Genomic DNA, 20,944 nt, shown 5'->3' with positions numbered 1-20,944 from the left:
CTATAAAGAGTTGGGATTGGTTTGGCTAGAGCGCCGCGCCTCCGCATAGGATGTGCCAATGACGCTCTATTGTTCTGCGCCGGACTCAGCGCCGCCAGCGGCGGCCCTCGGTCGAGAGGCCGAAATTCGCCGGCATGCGCGCATAGGAGGAAAGTCCGGCGAGCGCTGCCAGCGGGTGCGTCACCACATAGGTCGGGATGGTGCGAAGTAGCGCCGTATGCGGCGCCTTGTCCTCGAAGGCGATGCGGAATTCCGGTCTCTTCAGCGCCGGGAGGATCTTCTGCGAGATGCCGCCGGAGAGATAGACGCCGCCGCGCGCCATGAACACCATCGCCATGTCTCCCGCCACGCGGCCGAGATAGGTGGCAAACAGCGAGACGGTCTCTACCGCCGCCTCGTCGCTGCCGGCAAGCGCGTGCGAGGTGATGTCGGCCGGATCCTTCATCGTCGGCTCGATGCCGTCGACCATGCAGATGGCATGATAGAGGTTGACGAGGCCGCGCCCGCAGAGAATCTGTTCGGCCGAAACGCGGCCTTCGATCGTCTCGATATGCGGGAAGATTTCATAATCGCGCTTGCTGCGCGGCCCGAGATCGACATGGCCGCCTTCGCCGGGAACCGGGATCCAGCTATGCTGGGCATGCACGAGTCCGCCGACGCCGAGGCCGGTGCCCGGTCCGAGCACGACGCGCGAGGCGATCATGTCGCCGGTGGCGTCGCCGATGCGTTCGCGGTTTTCATCCGAAAGCGCGGCAATTGCCAGCGCCTGCGCCTCGAAATCGTTGACGACGAGCACATCCTCCATGCCGAGGCCCTCGATCATCGTCTTTGGCCGCACCACCCAGTCGCAATTGGTCAGCGGGATTTCGTCGTCGTTGATCGGGCCGGCGACGGCGAGGATCGCCGAGCGCGGCTGCACGGCGATCTTGTCGAGCACGCCTTGCTGGATTGCTTCGTCGATCGTGGCGAAATCCGCCGTGCGCACGTTCGGAAACTGCTTCGGCTCGGCATAGGCATCGGTGAGGATGGAGAAGCGGGCATTGGTGCCGCCGATATCGCCGATCAGGATCGGGAAAGGCAGCGGAGCGGTGCTGTTGTTCGGTTTTGGCATGGCCGGTTCCGTGCTGATCAGGCTTCGAGTGTGGGAAGAAGTTTTATAGCGGTCGCGTGGTTGAGCGCCATCGGAATATCGTAGACGATCGCCAGCCGCATCAGCGCCTTCACGTCGACATCGTGCGGCATGGGGGTCAAGGGGTCGACGAAGAAGATCAGGGCGTCGACCTCGCCGGTCGAAATCAGCGCGCCGATCTGCTGGTCGCCGCCGAGTGGGCCGCTTTTCAACCTGACGACGTTAAGATCGGGAGCGGCGTCGAGCACCCGCCCGCCGGTCGTGCCCGTCGCGACGATCTTCCAGCGCGAGAGAATGTCCCGGTTGGCGCGGGCGAACGCTGCCATGTCGTCCTTCTTCTGGTCATGCGCGATCAGCGCAAGGCATTTGCCGCCGGCCATGAAGTGAATCTCCGCCCCAACAATTCAATCGATTTGACCGCTGTATACCAACAGCTTGCGATTTGAAAGACAGTGCATCCGCCCCTTCATTGGATCGCCGGCTTGTCGTTCGGAACCGGGCCGACATCCGGTAACGCCTCATCAGTGTCATCAGCCGACGCGGCTGGCGGAGCGGCGGCGAGCGCGCTTGCGGCGGAGGGTCCACCATAGGTGGCGGCCTGCATCGAAGCAACGGAAGCGGCGTTGAGCACGGCGGCGCAAGCGTTGGGCAGATCGGTGACCATCATCTCACGCGGTGGTTTCGGCGGCTTTGCACCGGGCTTGGGCGGTTTCGGCGGCGCCCAAGGCGCCGGCGTGAACCAATAGGCGAGCGACTTGTCGCAGCCGTCGCCAGCGGGCACTGGAGCTTGCGGCGTGCATCCGGCAGCGCCCGGCGGGCATTTGATGCGGATGTGGAAATGCGAGTCATGGCCGTATATTGGCCGGAGCTTACCAAGGTTGGTGCGGTCGCCGCCCCAGGTGTCGCACATCTTCTTCTTGATCGCCGGATTGACGAAAATGCGCTCCACTTCGGGATAGCTCGCCGCCAGCATCAAAAGCCGCGCGCGTGATTCCGTCCACACTTTGGGGTTGACGGTGAGGAACTTGTCCTTCTGCAGCATGCTGGTGAAGGGCAGGTCCTCGCGTTCCTGGGCCGTCATGCGGCGCGCCGGCATCGGGCTAAACCAGATATCGGCATCGAGGCCGATCTGGTGCGAGGAATGGCCGTTGAGCATCGGCCCGCCGCGTGGTTGCGCGATATCGCCGACAAGGATGCCGGGCCAGCCGGCATATTTGACCGCATCCTGCGAAAACCGCTCCAAGAGCGCGATCATCGCCGGATTGCCCCAGCGACGGTTGCGCGAAAGCCGCATCGCCTGCCAGGTCGGGCCATCGGTCGGCAGCGCCACCGCACCCGTCATGCAGCCCTTAGCATAGAAGCCGATCGGCTGCGCTGGCCCCCGCGTCGGCAGGCCGGCGCCGCCGAACAGCGCCTTGGCGCTGCCTGGGCTTGGCGTCTTCTGCTCAGCGCCGACGTCGCCAGCGGCAAGGCCTGCGCCGATCGCGCCGGCAAGCGCCAGTGTGCCTAATGTCCTGAAAGCCTGGGCGAAGCCGAAAGCCATGCTGTTCCCTTAATTCGATGTCGAAGTGATTTGCACTCGAATCTATCCTGAAAAGCGATTTTGGTGAATCGATGATTTGCCGGACGGCCGCAGGAAGGGCCGGTGACGGAAGACCGCAGCGCCTCAGGCATTGACAGGAGCTGACCTTTGACAGGAGCTGGCGGCTCAAAATTTCGCGAGCCCGGCAAAAACCAGACTCTCTCCTGTTTTTCGCCCCTATTTCTCGTATTGTCGTATCCATCAATATTCAGGGGAAGCGTGAATGACGACTCTGTGGTCGAAGATCGGTTTGTTTCTGTCGCTTGCGGGGGCCCTGGCGCCAATGACGGCAACGGCTCAGGACCAGCCGTTTCTGATCGGAAGCTCGGTCATCAGCGAGATGAAGTACAGGCCGGGCTTTGCGCACTTCGACTACGTCAATCCCGATGCTCCGAAAGGCGGAGATCTGCGCCTCTCCGCAAGCGGCGCCTTCGACACCTTCAACCCGCTGCTCGCTAAAGGCCAGGCGGCAGTGGGCTTGACGCTCGTTTACGACACGCTGATGAAGCCCGCCGACGACGAGCTGCTCGTCTCCTACGGTCTGCTTGCCGAAGGGCTGTCTTTTCCCGCCGACGTCTCGAGCACGACCTTCCGCCTGCGCAAGGAAGCGAAATGGGCGGATGGTCAGCCGGTAACGCCCGAGGATGTCATCTTCAGTCTTGATAAGGCCAAGGAACTAAATCCCCTCACGGCGAACTATTACCGCCACGTGATGAAAGCTGAAAAGACCGGCGATCGCGACGTCACCTTCACCTTCGACGAGAAGAACAACCGGGAGCTCCCGAATATTCTCGGTCAGTTGGTGGTCGTGCCGAAACATTGGTGGGAGGGGCAGGGACCGGACGGCAAGCCACGCGATATCTCAAAGACGACGCTCGAGCCCGTGATGGGTTCGGGACCTTACAAGATTGCTTCCTTCTCCCCCGGCGCGACGATCCGCTACGAATTGCGCGATGACTATTGGGGCAAAGACCTCAATGTGAATGTCGGCCAGAACAATTTCCGCAACGTCATCTACACCTATTTTGGTGATCGGGACGTCGAGTTCGAAGCCTTTCGCGCCGGCAATAGCGACTACTGGCAGGAAACCACGGCGGCCCGCTGGGCGACGGGATATGATTTCCCCGCGGTGAAGGAAGGACGTGTCAAGAAAGAGGAGGTTGCAAACCCGCTGCGCGCCACCGGCATCATGCAGGCTCTCGTGCCCAACATGCGACGTGACCTCTTCAAGGACATCAGGGTCCGCGAGGCGCTGAACTATGGACTGGATTTTGAGGAGCTGAACCGCACCGTTGCCTTCAACAGCTACAAGCGCATCGACAGTTATTTCTGGAATACCGAACTCGCCTCCTCCGGCCTTCCACAAGGTAGAGAACTGGAAATTCTGCAGGGCATGAAGGATAAGGTTCCGCCTGAAGTCTTCACGACGCCCTATGCCAATCCTGTCGGAGGCGATCCGCAGAAGAGCCGCGACAATCTACGCAAGGCGATTGCGCTTCTGAAAGAAGCCGGCTGGGAGATCAAGGGCAATCGCATGGTCAATACCAAGACTGGCCAGCAGATGAGTTTCGAGATCCTGTTGTCGAGCCCCATACTGGAGCGCTGGGCGGTGCCCTATGCCAGCAATCTCAGGAAAATCGGCATAGATGCGCGCGTGCGGACGGTCGATGCCTCGCAAAACGTCAACCGCGAACGCAGTTTCGACTTCGACATGATCTGGAATGTCTGGGCGCAGACGATGAACCCCGGCAACGAACAGGCCGACTATTGGGGATCTGGTTCGGTCAATCAGCAGGGGTCTCATAATTACGCGGGCATCGCCAATCCGGCCGTCGATGAACTCATCCGCATGATCATCTTCGCGCCGAACCGCGATGAACAGGTCGCGGCGATCAAGGCGATGGACAGGGTACTGCTTGCAAACCATTACGTCATCCCGCTGTTCTACCGCGGTACCCAGAACATCGTCTATTGGAACACGATCACCCATCCCGCCGAATTCCCGGCCTATAGCCTGGGCTTCCCGGATGCCTGGTGGTCGACCTCGGCGAAATGAGCGGGCTTGCATTGAAGGCGGCCTCGGCTCCAAATGGCGCAAGCGAATCACGACAAGCCGGTACGGCCGGCAAGGGAAGGCTGGCGGATTGAGCAGCATCGGACTGGACGGCAGGCAGACAAGAAGAAGATTTCCGGAGTCTGAAGGCTGATGGGCGCCTATGTCATTCGCCGCCTGCTTCTGATGATACCGACCATCATCGGCATCATGGCGATTTCCTTCATCGTCATTCAATTCGCACCGGGTGGCCCGGTCGAGCAAGTGATCGCCCAATTGACCGGCCAGGCCGATGGCGCCGATCAGCGCCTGTCCGGTGGCGGTGACCTGATGGGTGACGGAGGAGGGGACGAAGGCTCCAGATACCGCGGCGCCCAAGGGCTCGATCCGGAACTGATCGCCAAACTCGAAAAACAGTTCGGCTTCGACAAGCCGCCGCTGACGCGTTTCGGCGAGATGATGTGGAATTACATCCGCTTCGATTTCGGCGAGAGTTTCTTCCGCAACACCTCCGTGCTCGAACTCATCAAGGAGAAGCTTCCGGTATCGATCTCGCTCGGCATCTGGATCCTGATCTTCTCCTATGCCATTTCCATCCCGCTCGGCATCCGCAAGGCGGTCAAGGACGGATCGACCTTCGACGTCTGGACGTCGGGCGTCATCGTCGTCGGCTACGCTGTCCCGAGCTTCCTCTTCGGCATTCTGCTGATCGTGCTTTTCGCCGGCGGCTCCTTCTACGACTGGTTTCCGTTGCGCGGCCTGGTCTCCGACAATTTCGATCAGCTCGCCTGGTGGCAGAAGCCGCTCGATTATTTTTGGCACCTCACCCTGCCACTGATCTCGCTTTCGCTTGCAGCCTTCGCGACGACGACCCTGCTGACCAAGAATTCCTTCATCGAGGAAATCAAGAAGCAGTATGTCGTCACCGCCCGCGCCAAGGGTCTGAATGAGCGGCAGGTCCTTTACGGCCATGTTTTCCGCAATGCCATGCTGATCATCATCGCCGGCTTCCCCGGCGCTTTCATTTCCGCCTTCTTCACCGGATCGCTGCTGATCGAAAATATCTTCTCGCTCGATGGCCTCGGCCGTCTCGGTTATCTCTCGGTAGTCAACCGGGATTATCCTATCGTCTTCGCCACGCTCTACATCTTCTCGCTGCTCGGTCTGTTCGTCAGCTTGATTTCCGACTTGATCTACACCTGGATCGATCCGCGCATCGATTTCGAGCGGAGGGATGTCTGATGGACGCCGCCGCAAATCCTGTCACTGCAACCCCCGTCAAGCCGCCGCGCAAGGGGCTGCTATCGCCAACGAACATCCGTCGCTGGAAGAATTTCCGGGCGAACGGCCGTGGCTACTGGTCGCTGTGGCTTTTCCTGCTGCTGTTCGGGCTCAGCCTGTTTGCAGAATTCCTTGCCAACGACCGGCCGGTCATCGCCTCCTACAAGGGCGAAATCCTCTTTCCCGTGCTGATCGACTATCCCGAGGAGAAGTTCGGCGGCTTCCTGGCAGAAACCGACTACCGCTCCTCCGTCATTGCCGACGAGATCAACGCCAATGGCTGGATGATCTGGCCGCCGATCCGTTATTCCTACCGCTCGGTCAATTCGAACATTCCGCATTCGGCGCCGACCGCCCCGTTCTGGCTGATGACGAAAGAGGAGCGTTGCTCCGGCTATCCGCAAGGAATGAACGATCCCGCCTGCACTCTCGGCAATCTCAACTGGCTCGGCACCGACGACCAGGCCCGAGACGTGCTCGCCCGCGTCATCTATGGATTCCGCATATCGGTGCTCTTCGGCCTGGCGCTCACCATCTGCTCGGCGATCATCGGCGTCACGGCAGGTGCGGTGCAGGGCTATTTCGGCGGCTGGACCGACCTCTTGCTGCAGCGTTTCATCGAAATCTGGTCGTCTATGCCGGTGCTTTACATCCTGCTGATCATCGCCGCCATCCTGCCGCCAGGCTTCTTCGTGCTGCTCGGCATCATGCTGCTCTTTTCCTGGGTCGGTTTCGTCGGCATCGTGCGCGCCGAATTCCTGCGCGCCCGCAATTTCGAATATGTCCGCGCCGCCCGCGCGCTCGGCGTCAACAACCGCACCATCATGTGGCGGCACATGCTGCCGAACGCCATGGTCGCGACGCTGACCTTCCTGCCTTTCATCCTGTCCGGCTCGATCACCACGCTGACCTCGCTCGATTTCCTCGGCTTCGGCATGCCGCCGGGTTCCCCCTCGCTCGGTGAGATGATTGCCCAGGGCAAGACCAATCTGCAGGCGCCGTGGCTCGGGCTGACGGCCTTCTTCGCCATGTCGATCATGCTCTCCCTGCTGATCTTCATCGGCGAAGCCGTGCGCGATGCCTTCGATCCGAGGAAGACGTTTCAATGAGTGACATGACAGAACCGCTGCTTTCCGTCCGCGATCTCTCGGTTGCCTTTCATCAGGGCGGCGAAACCTCGCTCGCCGTCGATCACATCTCATTCGATATCGCCAAAGGCGAGGTCGTGGCGCTCGTCGGCGAATCCGGCTCCGGCAAGTCGGTCTCGGCCAACTCGATCCTGCGGCTTTTGCCTTATCCCTCCGCAAGCCATCCCTCCGGCGAAATCCTGTTCAAGGGCAAGGACCTTCTGAAGGCGTCGGAGCGGGCACTGCGGGAAGTGCGCGGCAACGACATCACCATGATCTTCCAGGAGCCGATGACCTCGCTCAATCCGCTTCATACGATCGAGAAGCAGATCGCCGAGATCCTGGCTCTGCACCAGGGCCTTACCGGCCAGCCGGCGCGCGAGCGCGTGCTGGAACTGCTGAACCAGGTCGGCATCCGCGAACCGGAAAAACGGTTGAAGGCCTATCCGCACGAACTGTCAGGCGGCCAGCGCCAGCGCGTCATGATCGCCATGGCGCTCGCCAACCGGCCGGAATTGCTGATTGCCGACGAGCCGACCACCGCCCTCGATGTCACCGTGCAGGCGCAGATCCTCGAATTGCTCCGGCAGTTGAAGGCCGTCCACGGCATGTCGCTGCTGTTCATCACCCATGATCTCGGCATCGTCCGCAAATTCGCCGATCGCGTCTGCGTCATGACCAAGGGCAAGATCGTCGAAACCGGCACCGTCGAGGAGGTCTTCGCCAATCCGAAGCACGACTATACCCGGCATCTCCTCGCCTCCGAACCACGTGGCGAGCCGCCGCTGGCCGATCCGTCGAAACCATTGGTGATGGAAGGTTCGGACATCCGCGTCTGGTTCCCGATCAAGGCTGGGCTGATGCGCCGCGTCGTCGATCACGTGAAGGCAGTCGACGGCATCGATCTTTCGCTGCGCGCCGGCCAGACCCTCGGCGTCGTCGGCGAGTCCGGCTCGGGCAAGACCACGCTCGGCCTGGCGCTCACCCGGCTGATTTCCTCGCAAGGGCGGATCGCCTTCGTCGGAAAGGACATAGCCGGCTATTCATTCAGCGAGATGCGGCCGTTGCGCAACCAGCTGCAGGTCGTCTTCCAGGATCCCTATGGCTCGCTCAGCCCCCGCATGTCCGTCGGCGATATCGTCGCCGAGGGGCTGAAGGTGCATGAGCGCTCCCTGACCGCTGAAGAACGCGACCAGCGCGTCTGCTGGGCGCTGGAGGAGGTGGGTCTCGATCCCCTGACCCGCTGGCGTTATCCGCACGAATTCTCCGGCGGCCAGCGCCAGCGCATTGCCATCGCCCGGGCCATGGTGCTGAAGCCGCGCTTCGTCATGCTCGACGAGCCGACCTCCGCGCTCGACATGAGCGTGCAGGCGCAGGTGGTCGATCTCCTGCGCGATCTGCAGAAGAAGCACGACCTCGCCTATCTCTTCATCAGCCACGACCTGAAGGTGGTGAAGGCGCTCGCCAACGACGTCATCGTCATGCGTTTCGGCAAGGTGGTGGAGCAGGGTCCGTCAGCGGACATCTTCCGCGCGCCGAAGAACGATTACACCCGGGCGCTGATGGCCGCCGCTTTCAACATCGAGGCGGTGCCGACGCCCGCCGTGCAGCAGTAAAGAAGATCATGTCCGCCCGTCCTCCCGTTCTCGTCGATATCAAGTTCAATTCCGAAGGCGTCGCCCGGGTGCTGAAGACGGCCTTTGCCGACCGCGGCAGCATCAATCTCGCCGATTCGGCCAATCGGGTCCGCGATCTCCAAGCGGTCGAATACGCGCTTCTCTGGAAGCCGGATGCCGACCTTTTCGCGCGGGCGCCGAACCTGAAAGTGATCTTCTCGGGCGGCGCCGGCGTCGATCACATCATCGGCATGGCCAGCCTGCCCGAGATCCCGATCGTCCGTTTCGTCGACCGTAGCCTGACGACGCGCATGAGCGAATGGGTGGTCATGCAATGCCTGATGCATCTGCGCGGGCAATACGCCCATGACAACCACCAGCGGCAACGTGAATGGGCCAAGCTGATCGCGCCGGAGGCGGCGGAAGTCACGGTCGGCGTCATGGGCCTCGGCATTCTCGGGCAGGATGCGGTCGCCAAGCTGAGAGTGATGGGTTTTAATGTCATCGGCTGGTCGCGCAGCCGCAAGCAGATCGACGGCGTCGAAACCTTCGATGCCAGCGAGTTGGACAGCTTCCTCGCAAGGACCGACATCCTCGTCGGCCTGCTGCCGCTGACGCCTGACACATCAGGCTTTTATGACGCCCGGCTGTTTGCGAAGCTGCGCCGCGACGGCGCGCTCGGACAGCCGGTCTTCATCAATGCCGGCCGCGGCAAGAGCCAGGTCGAGGCCGATATCGTGTCCGCCATCCGTGACGGCACCCTCGGCGGCGCTTCCCTCGATGTCTTCGAGGCGGAGCCGCTTGCATCAGACAACCCGTTGTGGGACTTGCAGAACGTCTTCCTCACGCCGCACGACGCCGCGGTCTCCGAAGAAAACGCGCTGTTCCGTCATGTCGAGACGCAGATCGCCCGTTTCGAGCGTGGCGAGCCGCTGCAATTCATGGTCGACCGCGCCGCCGGCTATTGAGCTTTCGGAACCTTCCAGACAGCCACCCGTTTCTTCTGCGGAAATTCTTCGCGGCCGGATTGGCCCGTTAAGGACAGCGGAAGGAGACGATGATGGCGCATCAGACGGAAACACGCTGGGAAAAGTCCGATGGCAAGCTTCACAAGGAAGAGCTGATCCCGCCGGTGAAGGCAAGGCAGGGACGCACGGGTTATCGCATCCTGACGGTGCTGATCGTCGCGCTGGTGCTTGCCTTCGTGGTCTGGATACCGGTCGAGATCTGGGGAAATCGCGAGGCAAACGAGGTGGCACCGCAGCAGCCAGGCCAGCAGCTTCAGTCGCAGCAGCCTGCTCCGGCCGCCGCGCCGGCGCTACAGAACGGTACTGCCGTTCCGACCGAAACGCCGAACACCACGCCGGCTGCTCCGAATGTGGCGCCCGCAACGCCGGCCCAGTAATCGTGAGCAAAACCATGTTCACGTCCCGCCGGGGCACTGCGGCGGGACGTTTATTGTTTTGTCTGGACTTTGTCTGCTGATTTTTCGATAAGAAGGCGCACGAGCCGGTTTTGTGCGCCGGCTGGGAACTTGGCAGTACCCGGGAATTTGGCAGCACCTGACCGGAGTGGACAGGGGCGGGAGTTTGATGGCCAGGACCGATATCGCAAGACGCGTCTACAATCACGCCTGGAAACTCGATCCGATCATCCGCAGTCTGATCGATACCGACTTCTACAAGCTTTTGATGCTGCAGATGATCTGGAAGCTTTATCCTGATGTGAACGCGTCCTTCACGCTCATCAACCGCACCAAGCGGGTGCGTCTGGCCGAGGAACTCGACGAAGGCGAGTTGCGCGAGCAGCTCGATCATGCCCGCACGCTGAGACTTTCCAAGAAGGAGATGATCTGGCTTGCGGGTAACAGCTTCTATGGTCGCGCCCAGATCTTCGAACCGGAATTCCTCGCCTGGCTTTCCAATTTCCAGCTGCCCGAATACGAGCTGTCGAAGAAGGACGGGCAATATGTGCTGGATTTCCACGGATCGTGGAAGGAAACCACCATGTGGGAAATCCCGGCGCTCGCCATCGTCAACGAGCTGCGCTCGCGCTCGGCGATGAAGGCGCTTGGTCCCTTCACCCTCGATGTGCTCTATGCTCGCGCCAAGGCGAAGATGTGGTCGAAGGTCGAACGGCTGAAGGAATTGCCGGGCCTGCGTATCTCCGATTTCGGCACCCGCCGCCGTCACAGTTTCCTCTGGCAGCGCTGGTGCGTCGAGGCGCTGAAGGAAGGCATCGGACCGGCCTTTGCCGGTACCAGCAACGTATTGCTGGCTATGGATTCCGATCTCGAGGCCGTCGGCACCAATGCCCACGAGCTGCCGATGGTGGCCGCCGCCCTTGCGGAAACCGACGAGCAGTTGCGCAACGCGCCCTACAAGATCCTGCGCGACTGGAACAAGCTCTATGGCGGCAACCTTCTGATCGTCCTGCCGGATGCCTTCGGCACCGCCGCTTTCCTGCGCGACGCACCGGAGTGGGTCGCCGACTGGACCGGCTTCCGCCCGGACAGTGCCCCGCCGATCGAAGGCGGCGAGAAGATTATCGACTGGTGGAAGAAGATGGGCCGCGATCCGCGCCAGAAGCTGCTGATCTTCTCGGACGGCCTCGATGTCGACGCCATCATCGATACCTACCGGCATTTCGAAGGCCGTGTACGCATGAGTTTCGGCTGGGGCACGAACCTGACGAACGATTTTTCCGGCTGCGCGCCGATCGAGATCTCCGGCCTCAACCCGATCTCCGTCGTCTGCAAGGTCAGCGACGCCAACGGCCGTCCGGCGGTGAAGCTCTCCGACAACCCGCAGAAGGCGACAGGCGACCCGGCCGAGGTCGAACGCTACCTGAAATTCTTCGGCGCCGAGGACAGGATCGATCAGACCGTTCTGGTGTAGGTCTGGGCCGATGTGCCGCCATCCCGGAGCATATTGATGTGCCCCGCCATCGCATCCTCGATTGACCAACCGAAGCGCCAGGCGTCGAACATCGAGTACCATTCCTGAAAATCGGTGATCGGCAGGATATCCGGCTTCGACATCGGATTGTCGGCCAGACTGCGGCCACGCGCACGGTCCCGTGCGCCACGCTCCTGCATCTCAAGCAGATTCTCGAACATCATCATCCCCCGGTCTTTATCCGATAGATTTATGCAATCATGCTAATAAAGCATTGTCGAGTCTGGATGCGACAATTCGGGTTTTTCACAGGATTAGCCCCAATTCGCTAGTTCAAGGGATCGTCGCAACCGCCCCGGTCATCTCCAGGCAAGCAGTATGGCGGCGTCCGAGAGCGGCCCATGTCTTTCGCCATCACGGTCCACTAGCTCCCGTGACGGGGAGGCTCGGCTTCCTGGCTGGGGTCCGCCGCCGAGCCTCCCGGCTGGCCGACCTTGAACAAGCCGGCAGCGCCGACACGTTGCCGCTTTCCGGCAGGAGCGATCCAACCCGGACGTTATCGAGGGCTAACAGCCGGTTAATATCCACCGGCTTCGTCCCGATCTTGCACGATCCCGCAATGCGAGAGGTGGTATCCGCTTGGATTTTCAGGCTGCCAATCTGCGAAACCGGGTTCTGATCCGGTCGAGATAATAATGGCCGGGAGACGGCGCCACCGCCATCGCGTGCACTTCCGAGGAGGGAACACCTGCAAACAGACGTTCCTCGCCATTCTTGAAACAAATCCGCAGCCGTCCGTCTTCCTGATTGAAATAGACGGATTTGATGATCTTCGACTTTACCGAAAGTTCTTCCACCTGTTTTACCTCTGTTTTTGATTTTGGCAGACGGTAAACCCAAACGTGCAAAGACGCGGTGAAGCCGCATGGTAAAAAATCAGGAATCTTTCGGCGCTTTAAACCTCGCCGCGCCGCCGGAGCGACGGGGTCGATCAGCCTCGAACGCACGCTTGCGAGCCGGGCATTTCGTTGCACCGTCTCGACGCGTCCAGCACAGGCAAGGGCCTGTTTCGACCATTTGATCTCGAGCTCGAAAACAAGATCAAGCCCGCTCAGATTTTGCCAATCCGGCGGAAAACGCCGTCAGCAAGGCCTTCCCCTGGGCCCAGTCCTCAAGGCCGCTTTGCCCGTTGAGATGGCCGAACGGACCGATCGCGACAAGGCCGCTGCCCCACAGATCGGCTCTCGCATGGGCATGGTCGAGCGTGCCGAAGGGATCATCGGCGCTTGCGATGATCAGAGTGGGGAAGCGCATCTTTTGCGACGGCGGATCGGCGAATCCGGCTGCCTCCCCAGGGAATGACGCGGACTGCGGATCCGGGACGGCGACTAGAAACGCCCCGGCAACGGCAAGCGAAGAAATCTGCTGCCAATGAGCGACCAGCAGACAGGCAAGGCTGTGGGCGACCAGCAGAGGAGGGGTTGACGATGCGCCGACGGCGCGCTCCAGGGCTGAAATCCAATTCGCCAGGTCGGGTTTTTCCCAATCGGCTGGTTGAAAACGCCACATGTCCGGGTTCGACCTTTCCCAGCGTGTTTGCCAATGAGCGTCGCCGGAACCGCCAATCCCTGGCAATATGATGATGTCCTTCATGTCTTTTCCTCTGACCATCCACGCAGGTGAAAATGATGCATTTTCATTTGCTTCGGAATGAATGATCATCGGAAAACCGCGTCCCTCTCCGATGATTTCAAGGTGATCCCATGGCTTTTCAGGAAAACAATCGGGTACTGCTCGATCCAACCGATATCGCCATTATCGAAGCGATGCAGGAAAATGGACGCATCGCGATTTCCGAACTCGGTCGGCGGGTCGGGCTCTCTCAGCCGGCAGCATCGGAACGGGTCAAGCGGCTGGAAGACCGCGGCATCATTGTCGGTTACGCCGCCCGTATCGACCCCACCGCTTTGGGAATTGGAATGACCGCTGTGCTTCGCCTGCGCACGACGCATGAGCATATCAAATCCTGTCTGAAACAGTTCGCGGAGATGCCGCAAGTCATGGAAGTCCTGCGCCTCACCGGAGAGGACTGTTTTCTTTTGAAGGTGCTGGTTCCGTCGCCGGGGGAGCTGGAAACGATCGTGGACACGATCGCACGTTTTGGGGCGGTGACGACATCTCTTGTGTTGCGCAGCGAGAATCCGAAGCCGATTGGACGCGCTCTTTTACAGCGCTCTTGAGAACAGGCGGACGACCAGCTTGTTTCTGTCGAAGCGTGCCGAAAAACGCTTCCGCGTCCCGCTCTCGATACGGTTTGAAATCAATATCGAAAACGAGGGGTATGGCGGACAGGGTGGGATTCGAACCCACGGTACGCTTTCACGTACACACGCGTTCCAGGCGTGCGCCTTAAACCACTCGGCCACCTGTCCTTTTTTGGCGTTCGCGCCCGGATAGGAGCAAATCGTCGGAACGGCGCGATATATACCGATGAATTTTTGTCGATCAACCGAAATCTAACAGTTTTTTGACTTCTTCCGATAAAACTCGCCTCGGCCACTCCATTGTGCTTCACCTCATCGATGACTATGTAATTCTCTAAGGTGGAGAATGGCGCGGCCGGCCGGAATTGTCCGGCATATCGAGCGTCGGAGGAATTGATGCGTTTCCTGTTGCGTCTGGCGAGTCTTGTCGCGCTTGCGGCGGCCGTTATTGCCGGAACCATCGATTCGATCCAGTCGGTTGCGGCGTCCTCCGTGGTGATGACGCCGATCTCCGATGCCTGGCAGGACGTAAGCCCGACGACGCTGACGTCGCTGCAATCCTCCCTTTCCTATTATATCCACCCGCGTTTCTACACCGTCATCTTCCAGTGGCTGATGCTCCAACCGGCCTTTGCCGTTTTCCTGGTGATCGCGCTGCTTCTGTGGATGATCGGCTACAAGAAGCCGCCGGTGGCCGGTCGCTTCACCGCATAGCAAGGTGGTTTTGCCGGCACGATCCGGCGAGAAATCCGGGTGGGCGTCACCCGCTCTTCGACCTCGTTATTTGCCGCCGGATTGGCTAGAAAATCCGCATTCGGATGCAAGGAATGTCCAAAAATCAGCCCCGAAGAGCTGATTTTCGGCAATCGCTGCAAATCTTTACCAGCTGAAAAATTTCTGGTGAATTTTTCCGTGAGCCATGCAAGGATGCACGCAGCCAGGCCTCCGGGGGGAGGTCGGTGGTTCCGCAGACATGTCCGAAAAGGACTTGCGGGAGGACCCCTAACGAATAGCAACAACAGGGCTGCACAATGAAAAAATCCCTTCTCACTCTCTTTGCCGTGGCTGCCATGTCGACGACGGCGCTTGCCGCCGATGTCAAGCCGGCGCTGGTTTACGGCACCGGCGGGAAGTTCGATAAGTCCTTCAACGAGGCGGCCTATAACGGCGCCGAGAAGTTCAAGGCCGAGACCGGCATTGCCTATCGCGACTTCGAGCCGACGGGCGACACCCAGGGCGAACAGGCCATCCGTAACTTCGCCAGCCGCGGTTTCAATCCAGTGGTTGCCGTTTCCTTCGCCTGGACCTCGGCCATCGAGAAGGTTGCAGCCGAATTCCCGGATACCAAGTTCATTATCGTTGACTCCGTCGTCGACAAGCCGAACGTCCGCTCGGTTGTCTACAAGGAAGAAGAAGGCTCCTACCTCGTCGGCGTTCTCGCCGGCATGGCTTCCAAGACCGGCAAGGTCGGCTTCGTCGGCGGCATGGACATTCCGCTGATCCGAAAGTTCGAATGCGGCTACGAGCAGGGCGCCCGCTCCGTCAAGGCCGATATCGAAGTGTTCCAGAATATGACCGGCACCACGGGCGCTGCCTGGAACGACCCGGTCCGCGGCGGCGAGCTGGCCAAGAACCAGATCGACCAGGGCGCTGACGTCGTTTATGCGGCAGCCGGTGCCACCGGTCTCGGCGTTCTGCAGACGGCCGCCGACAACAAGAAGCTGTCGATCGGCGTCGACTCCAACCAGAACCATCTGCATCCGGGCTCGGTCCTGACCTCGATGGTCAAGCGCGTCGACCTCGCCGTCTACAATGCCTACAACGACACCAAGAACGACAAGTTCACTGCTGGCGTCCAGGCGCTCGGCGTCAAGGAAGACGGTGTTGGCGCCGCGATCGACGACAACAACAAGTCGCTGATCACACCGGAAATGCAGGCTGCCGTTGACAAGGCCAAGGCCGACATCATCGCGGGAACCGTCAAGGTTCACGATTACACCTCGGACAACGCTTGCCCGAAGTGATCCGCGCCCGAATGTGATCGACGATTGAGATCGGGCGTATGGCGGAGGGGATTTTCGCCATACGCCCTTTTCTTATTTGGAGTCTGCAGTGACAGATAAGCCCGCTATCGAGCTTGTCGGCATCGACAAGAAATTCGGTGTCGTCCATGCCAACAAGGACATCAACCTCACCGTTGCCAAGGGGACGATCCACGGCATCATCGGCGAAAACGGCGCCGGCAAATCGACCCTGATGTCGATCATTTATGGTTTCTACCATGCCGATAGCGGCGAGATCCGGGTCAACGGCAATCCCGTCACCATCCGCGACAGCCAGGCGGCGATCGCCACCGGCATCGGCATGGTGCACCAGCACTTCATGCTGGTCGATAATTTCACAGTGCTCGAGAACATCATGCTTGGCGCCGAAGGCGGCATGCTGCTGGCGAGGGGCGTCGCATCGGCCCGTGCCGAGCTCAAGCGGCTGGAAACGGAATATGGCCTGGAGGTCGATCCCGACGCGCTGATTGAAGAGCTCCCGGTCGGCCTGCAGCAGCGTGTCGAGATCCTGAAAGCCATGTATCGCGGCGCCGAGATCCTGATCCTTGACGAGCCGACAGGCGTTTTGACGCCGGCGGAAGCCGATCATCTCTTCCGTATCCTCAAGGTGCTGCGCGATCAGGGCAAGACGATCATCCTCATCACCCACAAGCTGCGCGAGATCATGGCGATCACCGATACGGTCTCGGTCATGCGCCGCGGCGAGATGGTCGCGACCCGCAAGACGGCGGAAACAACGGTGGAGGAGCTCGCCGAGCTGATGGTCGGCCGCCGCGTGCTGCTGCGTGTGCAGAAGGGCGAGGCGAACCCGCAAGCCGCCGTGCTGTCCGTCCGCAACCTCACGGTCAAGGACAATCGCGGCGTCACCATGGTCGACAACGTCTCCTTCGACGTGCGCGCCGGTGAGATCGTCGGCATCGCCGGTGTGGCCGGCAATGGCCAGTCCGAATTGCTGGAGGCGATTGCCGGCATCCGAAAACCGACCTCCGGTGAAATTCTTCTCGACGGCCAGACGATAGACAAGGCCGATCCCGCCCGCCTGCGTGATCTCGGCCTCGCTCATATTCCTGAAGACCGCCACCATATGGGCCTGGTGCTGAAATTCGAGGAATATGAAAATTCCGTGCTCGGTTATCATCGCCACCCGGCCTACAGCAAAGGCCCGCTGCTCGATCTCGAAGCGATCCGCAAGGATGCGATGGAGAAGATCGAAAAATACGACATCCGCCCGCCGAACCCGCGGCTGAAGACGGCGAATTTCTCCGGCGGCAACCAGCAGAAGATCGTCGTCGCTCGCGAGATCGAACGCGATCCGAAGATGCTGATCATCGGCCAGCCGACACGCGGCGTCGATATCGGCGCTATCGAATTCATCCACCGTCGGATCATCGAAATGCGCGACGCGGGCAAGGCGATCCTGCTCGTCTCCGTCGAACTCGATGAAATCCGCTCCCTTTCGGACCGTATCCTTGTCATGTTTGCCGGCCATGTCGTCGGCGAGAAGACGCCCGATGCTGGTGAACAGACCCTCGGCCTGATGATGGCCGGCATTGCCGCATGAGGCCTTTATGAGCACTGCTTCCGTTCCGCTGCCAAACTGGATCAACTACGGCCTCATCCCGATTTTGAACCTCGTCGTCGCCTTCCTGATCTCCGGCTTCGTCGTCTGGCTGATCGGTGAAAGCCCGCTCGATGCGCTGTCGCTGCTGATCGAGGGTGCGCTCGGCAATGGCGAATTCATCGGCTTCACGCTGTTCTACGCGACGAGCTTCATCTTCACTGGCCTTTCCGTCGCGGTGGCAATCCATGCCGGTCTCTTCAACATCGGCTCCGAAGGCCAGGCCTACATGGGCGGCCTCGGCTGTGCTTTGGTGGCGCTTTCGCTCGATAATTACGTGCCATGGTATGTGACGATGCCGGTTGCGGTGGTCGGCGCTGCACTCTTCGGCGCGGTTGCCGCCTTCATTCCGGCATGGCTTCAGGCGAAGCGCGGCAGCCATATCGTCATCACGACGATCATGTTCAACTACATCATCGCCTCGCTGATGAATTACCTGCTGGTGCACGTATTGATCGTGCCCGGCAAAATGGCGCCGGAAACACGCACATTCCTCGAGGGTGGGCAGTTGCCGAAGCTAACATGGCTGATGGAGATATTCGGGACAAAGCTGGGTGCTGCCCCGTTGAATGTCTCTTTCATCATTGCGCTGGTTATGTGCTACGTCGTCTGGCTGTTAATCTGGCGCACGAAACTTGGCTTCGAGATGCGCACGCTCGGTGTCAGCCCGACAGCTGCTTCATATGCCGGTATTCCCTACGTACGAATCGTGATGATCGCGATGATGCTCTCCGGCGCGCTGGCCGGCATGATGGCGCTGAATCCGGTTATGGGCGCCTCCGCCCGCCTGCAGGTGGGATTCGTCGGCGGCGCCGGCTTCGTCGGCATCGCCGTATCGCTGATGGGCCGCAATCATCCGCTTGGCATCATCCTGGCGTCAATCCTCTTCGGCATCCTCTATCAGGGCGGCGACTGGATCTCCTTCGAAATGCCGAATATCACCCGCGAGATGATCCTCGTCATCCAGGGTCTGGTGATCCTCTTCGCCGGCGCGCTGGAGTATATGTTCCGGCCGGCGATGGTGCGCCTCTATCAACAGTTAAAGCGAGCCTGAGGAGCGGACGATGGATTATTATGACATCTTCATCAGCGTTCTAGCCTCCACGATTCGCCTGTCGATCCCGCTGATCTTCACTGCCCTTGCCGGTCTGTTTTCGGAACGTGCCGGCATCTTCGATATCGGCCTCGAGGGTAAGATGCTCGGCTCGGCCTTTGCCGCCGCCTGCGTTGCCTATCTCACCGATTCGGCCTGGCTCGGGCTCGGTGCCGGCATCCTCTGCTCGGTGGCGCTGAGCCTGGTGCACGGCTTTGCCTCGATCACCAACCGAGGCAACCAGATTGTGTCAGGTGTGGCGATCAACTTCTTCATCGCCGGCATCACCATCGTCCTTGGTCAGGCCTGGTTCGGCCAGGGCGGGCGCACGCCGCAGTTGGCGCCGGATTCGCGCTTTGCGCCGATCATCCTGCCGGGCGCCGATGCCGCCCGCGACATACCAATCATCGGCCCGCTTTATGCCAATGTCATATCCGGCAACAATATCCTTACCTACCTCGCCTTCCTCGCGGTGCCGTTTTCCTGGTGGGTGCTTTACCGCACACGCTTCGGCCTGCGGCTGCGCGCCGTCGGCGAAAATCCGGGCGCGGTCGATACGGCCGGTATTTCCGTTGCCTGGCTGCGCTACCGCGCCGTCATGTGCGCCGGTATTCTCTGCGGCTTTGCCGGCACCTATCTGGCCATCGCCCAATCCGCTGCCTTCATTAAGGACATGTCGGCCGGCAAGGGTTATATCGCGCTCGCCGCTCTGGTCTTTGCCAAGTGGAAGCCGGTGCCCGTCATGTTTGCCTGCCTGCTCTTCGGCTTCCTCGATGCGCTGGCAAACTTCATGCAGGGCAAGCAGGTGCCGCTGATCGGCGAAGTGCCGGTTCAAGTCTTCCAGGCGCTGCCCTATGTCCTCACCTGCGTCCTGCTTGCCGGCTTCATCGGCGTCGCAACCCCGCCGAAAGCTGGTGGCGTGCCCTATACGAAGGAGCGTTGATATGTCTCACGATCTGTTCGAAGCCGCCCGCGGCGCCATGGCCTTTGCCCATGCGCCCTATTCGAAATTCCCGGTCGGCGCGGCGATCCGCGCCGAGGACGGCAAGGTCTATACCGGCGCCAACATCGAAAACCTCTCCTTTCCGCAAGGATGGTGCGCCGAGCCGACGGCGATCAGCGCCATGATCATGGGCGGCGCGAAGAAGATCGTCGAAATGGCCGTCATTGCCGAGAAGCTGCCGCTCTGCCCGCCCTGCGGCGGCTGCCGTCAGAAGATCTCGGAATTCGCCTCCAAGGAGACGAAGATCTACCTCTGCGATGAAGCAGGCGTGAAGAAGACCATGACAATGGAAGAGCTTCTTCCCTTCAGCTTCGAGACCGAACTCGGATGAAGGCGACGGTCAGCCTGCTCGCCGCACTGCTCGGCGGCATCAAGCCACGCCACGGCATCGTGCTCGGCTCCGGTCTCGGCTCGCTCGTCGGTGAGCTCGACGGCGCCGTGCGTGTTCCCTATCGCGACCTGCCGGGCTTTCCAGTCAGCGCCGTTTCCGGCCATGCGGGCGAAGTCGTCGCTGGCCGCCTCGGCGGCGTGCCTGTCGTCATGCTCTCCGGCCGCGTGCATTATTACGAGAAGGGCGATGCCAACGCCATGCGCCTGCCGATCGAGGTACTGAAGGCGCTCGGCGTCGAAGCGCTGATCCTGACCAATTCGGCCGGATCGCTGCGCGACGACCTGCCGCCCGGTTCGGTGATGCAGATCACCGATCACATCAACTATTCCGGCATGAACCCGCTGATCGGCGAGGAAAGCGATCATCGTTTCGTCGGCATGACCAATGCCTATGATGCCGAGCTTGCTGCGGCGATGCAGAGGGCAGCGGCGAAGCTTAAAATCGAGCTGGCGCAGGGTGTCTATATGTGGTTCTCCGGCCCAAGCTTCGAGACGCCGGCCGAAATCCGTATGGCGCGCATTCTTGGCGCCGATGCTGTCGGCATGTCGACGGTGCCCGAGGTCATCATCGCAAGAATGCTGGGCCTGAGGGTTGCGGCCGCCTCCGTTATCACCAACTATGGGGCAGGCATGACCGGCAATGAGCTCAGCCATGAAGAAACCAAGGACATGGCGCCCATCGGCGGCGCCCGTCTCGCCGCCATATTGAAAGATATGATCGCGGTTGGAACAGGACGATTTTGGGCCGGGTCGGCCTGAAATCTGAATCCTGTTCTACATTATAGAGTTAGAGCATGATGTCGTCCGAAAACCGCTCACACTTTTCGG

General features: G+C 60.6%; 21 protein-coding genes and 1 tRNA gene. 15 read left to right on the top strand and 7 right to left on the bottom strand.

Annotated features, from left to right (window positions below; translation table 11 throughout):
- Positions 1–85 precede the first annotated feature (85 nt).
- The 3 genes from G9X68_RS08750 to mepA all read right to left on the bottom strand — a co-directional run bounded on the left by G9X68_RS08750 (position 86) and on the right by mepA (position 2,672).
- Entirely contained in the window at positions 86–1,111 is a 1,026-nt protein-coding gene (locus G9X68_RS08750) for a glucokinase (protein ID WP_171602035.1), read from the bottom strand.
- 17 nt (positions 1,112–1,128) lie between these two features.
- A complete protein-coding gene (locus tag G9X68_RS08745; RefSeq protein ID WP_171602034.1) occupies positions 1,129–1,509 on the bottom strand; it encodes a methylglyoxal synthase in 381 nt (126 codons plus the stop codon).
- An 86-nt stretch (positions 1,510–1,595) separates the two neighbouring features.
- On the bottom strand, positions 1,596–2,672 hold the full coding sequence (gene mepA / locus G9X68_RS08740) for a penicillin-insensitive murein endopeptidase (RefSeq protein ID WP_171602033.1): 1,077 nt from the start codon (positions 2,670–2,672) through the stop codon (positions 1,596–1,598).
- A 262-nt stretch (positions 2,673–2,934) separates the two neighbouring features.
- On the opposite strand from mepA, the gene G9X68_RS08735 reads away from it, so the two are divergent.
- The 7 genes from G9X68_RS08735 to pncB all read left to right on the top strand — a co-directional run bounded on the left by G9X68_RS08735 (position 2,935) and on the right by pncB (position 11,685).
- Entirely contained in the window at positions 2,935–4,767 is a 1,833-nt protein-coding gene (locus tag G9X68_RS08735) for an extracellular solute-binding protein (RefSeq protein WP_171602032.1), read from the top strand.
- A 150-nt stretch (positions 4,768–4,917) separates the two neighbouring features.
- The gene (locus G9X68_RS08730; protein ID WP_171602031.1) at positions 4,918–6,006 is read left to right on the top strand and encodes a microcin C ABC transporter permease YejB; all 1,089 of its coding nucleotides are present in this window, start codon (positions 4,918–4,920) and stop codon (positions 6,004–6,006) included.
- The gene (locus G9X68_RS08725; RefSeq protein WP_171602030.1) at positions 6,006–7,154 is read left to right on the top strand and encodes an ABC transporter permease; all 1,149 of its coding nucleotides are present in this window, start codon (positions 6,006–6,008) and stop codon (positions 7,152–7,154) included. Before G9X68_RS08730 ends, G9X68_RS08725 begins: the two co-directional genes overlap by 1 nt.
- Positions 7,151–8,788, top strand: a complete 1,638-nt coding sequence (locus G9X68_RS08720; protein ID WP_171602029.1) for an ABC transporter ATP-binding protein — start codon at positions 7,151–7,153, stop codon at positions 8,786–8,788. Before G9X68_RS08725 ends, G9X68_RS08720 begins: the two co-directional genes overlap by 4 nt.
- A gap of 8 nt (positions 8,789–8,796) precedes the next feature.
- Positions 8,797–9,756 carry a 2-hydroxyacid dehydrogenase gene (locus G9X68_RS08715; RefSeq protein WP_171602028.1) on the top strand — a complete coding sequence of 320 codons (960 nt, stop codon included), beginning with the start codon at positions 8,797–8,799 and terminating at the stop codon, positions 9,754–9,756.
- Positions 9,757–9,845: 89 nt separating this feature from the next.
- Complete coding sequence (locus G9X68_RS08710) at positions 9,846–10,193, top strand: hypothetical protein (RefSeq protein ID WP_171602027.1); 348 nt, start codon at positions 9,846–9,848, stop codon at positions 10,191–10,193.
- 187 nt (positions 10,194–10,380) lie between these two features.
- A complete protein-coding gene (gene pncB, locus G9X68_RS08705; RefSeq protein ID WP_003544452.1) occupies positions 10,381–11,685 on the top strand; it encodes a nicotinate phosphoribosyltransferase in 1,305 nt (434 codons plus the stop codon).
- Here the strand turns inward: pncB and G9X68_RS08700 are convergent.
- From G9X68_RS08700 to G9X68_RS08690, 3 genes are all read right to left on the bottom strand, one after another.
- Positions 11,667–11,906 carry a CrpP-related protein gene (locus G9X68_RS08700; RefSeq protein WP_171602026.1) on the bottom strand — a complete coding sequence of 80 codons (240 nt, stop codon included), beginning with the start codon at positions 11,904–11,906 and terminating at the stop codon, positions 11,667–11,669. The genes pncB and G9X68_RS08700 overlap by 19 nt on opposite strands.
- 426 nt (positions 11,907–12,332) lie before the next feature.
- Positions 12,333–12,542: a KTSC domain-containing protein gene (locus tag G9X68_RS08695; protein WP_171602185.1), complete on the bottom strand. Its 210-nt coding sequence runs from the start codon at positions 12,540–12,542 to the stop codon at positions 12,333–12,335.
- Positions 12,543–12,786: 244 nt separating this feature from the next.
- On the bottom strand, positions 12,787–13,407 hold the full coding sequence (locus G9X68_RS08690) for an RBBP9/YdeN family alpha/beta hydrolase (protein ID WP_171602025.1): 621 nt from the start codon (positions 13,405–13,407) through the stop codon (positions 12,787–12,789).
- A 41-nt stretch (positions 13,408–13,448) separates the two neighbouring features.
- Here G9X68_RS08690 and G9X68_RS08685 point away from each other — a divergent pair, with 41 nt between their 5' ends.
- Entirely contained in the window at positions 13,449–13,925 is a 477-nt protein-coding gene (locus tag G9X68_RS08685) for an Lrp/AsnC family transcriptional regulator (RefSeq protein WP_171602024.1), read from the top strand.
- Between the two features lie 102 nt (positions 13,926–14,027).
- On the opposite strand, the gene G9X68_RS08680 is transcribed toward G9X68_RS08685, so the two are convergent.
- Positions 14,028–14,117: transfer RNA gene (locus tag G9X68_RS08680), tRNA-Ser, on the bottom strand.
- Between the two features lie 228 nt (positions 14,118–14,345).
- Between G9X68_RS08680 and G9X68_RS08675 the strand changes: the two genes are divergently transcribed.
- The 7 genes from G9X68_RS08675 to G9X68_RS08645 all read left to right on the top strand — a co-directional run bounded on the left by G9X68_RS08675 (position 14,346) and on the right by G9X68_RS08645 (position 20,875).
- Complete coding sequence (locus G9X68_RS08675) at positions 14,346–14,663, top strand: hypothetical protein (protein WP_003555860.1); 318 nt, start codon at positions 14,346–14,348, stop codon at positions 14,661–14,663.
- 317 nt (positions 14,664–14,980) lie between these two features.
- The gene (locus G9X68_RS08670; RefSeq protein WP_029873712.1) at positions 14,981–15,973 is read left to right on the top strand and encodes a BMP family lipoprotein; all 993 of its coding nucleotides are present in this window, start codon (positions 14,981–14,983) and stop codon (positions 15,971–15,973) included.
- 88 nt (positions 15,974–16,061) lie between these two features.
- Positions 16,062–17,573 (top strand): ATP-binding cassette domain-containing protein, encoded by a 1,512-nt coding sequence (locus G9X68_RS08665; RefSeq protein ID WP_171602023.1) that lies wholly within the window; start codon positions 16,062–16,064, stop codon positions 17,571–17,573.
- 7 nt (positions 17,574–17,580) lie between these two features.
- The gene (locus G9X68_RS08660; protein WP_164069448.1) at positions 17,581–18,684 is read left to right on the top strand and encodes an ABC transporter permease; all 1,104 of its coding nucleotides are present in this window, start codon (positions 17,581–17,583) and stop codon (positions 18,682–18,684) included.
- A 10-nt stretch (positions 18,685–18,694) separates the two neighbouring features.
- The gene (locus G9X68_RS08655) at positions 18,695–19,666 is read left to right on the top strand and encodes an ABC transporter permease (protein ID WP_138388476.1); all 972 of its coding nucleotides are present in this window, start codon (positions 18,695–18,697) and stop codon (positions 19,664–19,666) included.
- A gap of 1 nt (position 19,667) precedes the next feature.
- Entirely contained in the window at positions 19,668–20,057 is a 390-nt protein-coding gene (locus G9X68_RS08650; RefSeq protein ID WP_003555864.1) for a cytidine deaminase, read from the top strand.
- Positions 20,054–20,875, top strand: coding sequence for a purine-nucleoside phosphorylase (locus G9X68_RS08645; protein ID WP_171602022.1), 822 nt, complete (start codon positions 20,054–20,056; stop codon positions 20,873–20,875). The genes G9X68_RS08650 and G9X68_RS08645 overlap by 4 nt, the downstream gene beginning before the upstream one ends.
- The last annotated feature ends 69 nt before the right edge of the window (positions 20,876–20,944 follow it).

The sequence above is a fragment of the Rhizobium changzhiense genome (assembly GCF_013087625.1).
Lineage (GTDB): Bacteria > Pseudomonadota > Alphaproteobacteria > Rhizobiales > Rhizobiaceae > Rhizobium > Rhizobium sophorae.
Note: the sequence above shows the minus strand (reverse complement) of the source record. Positions and strands in the feature narration are given on the sequence as shown.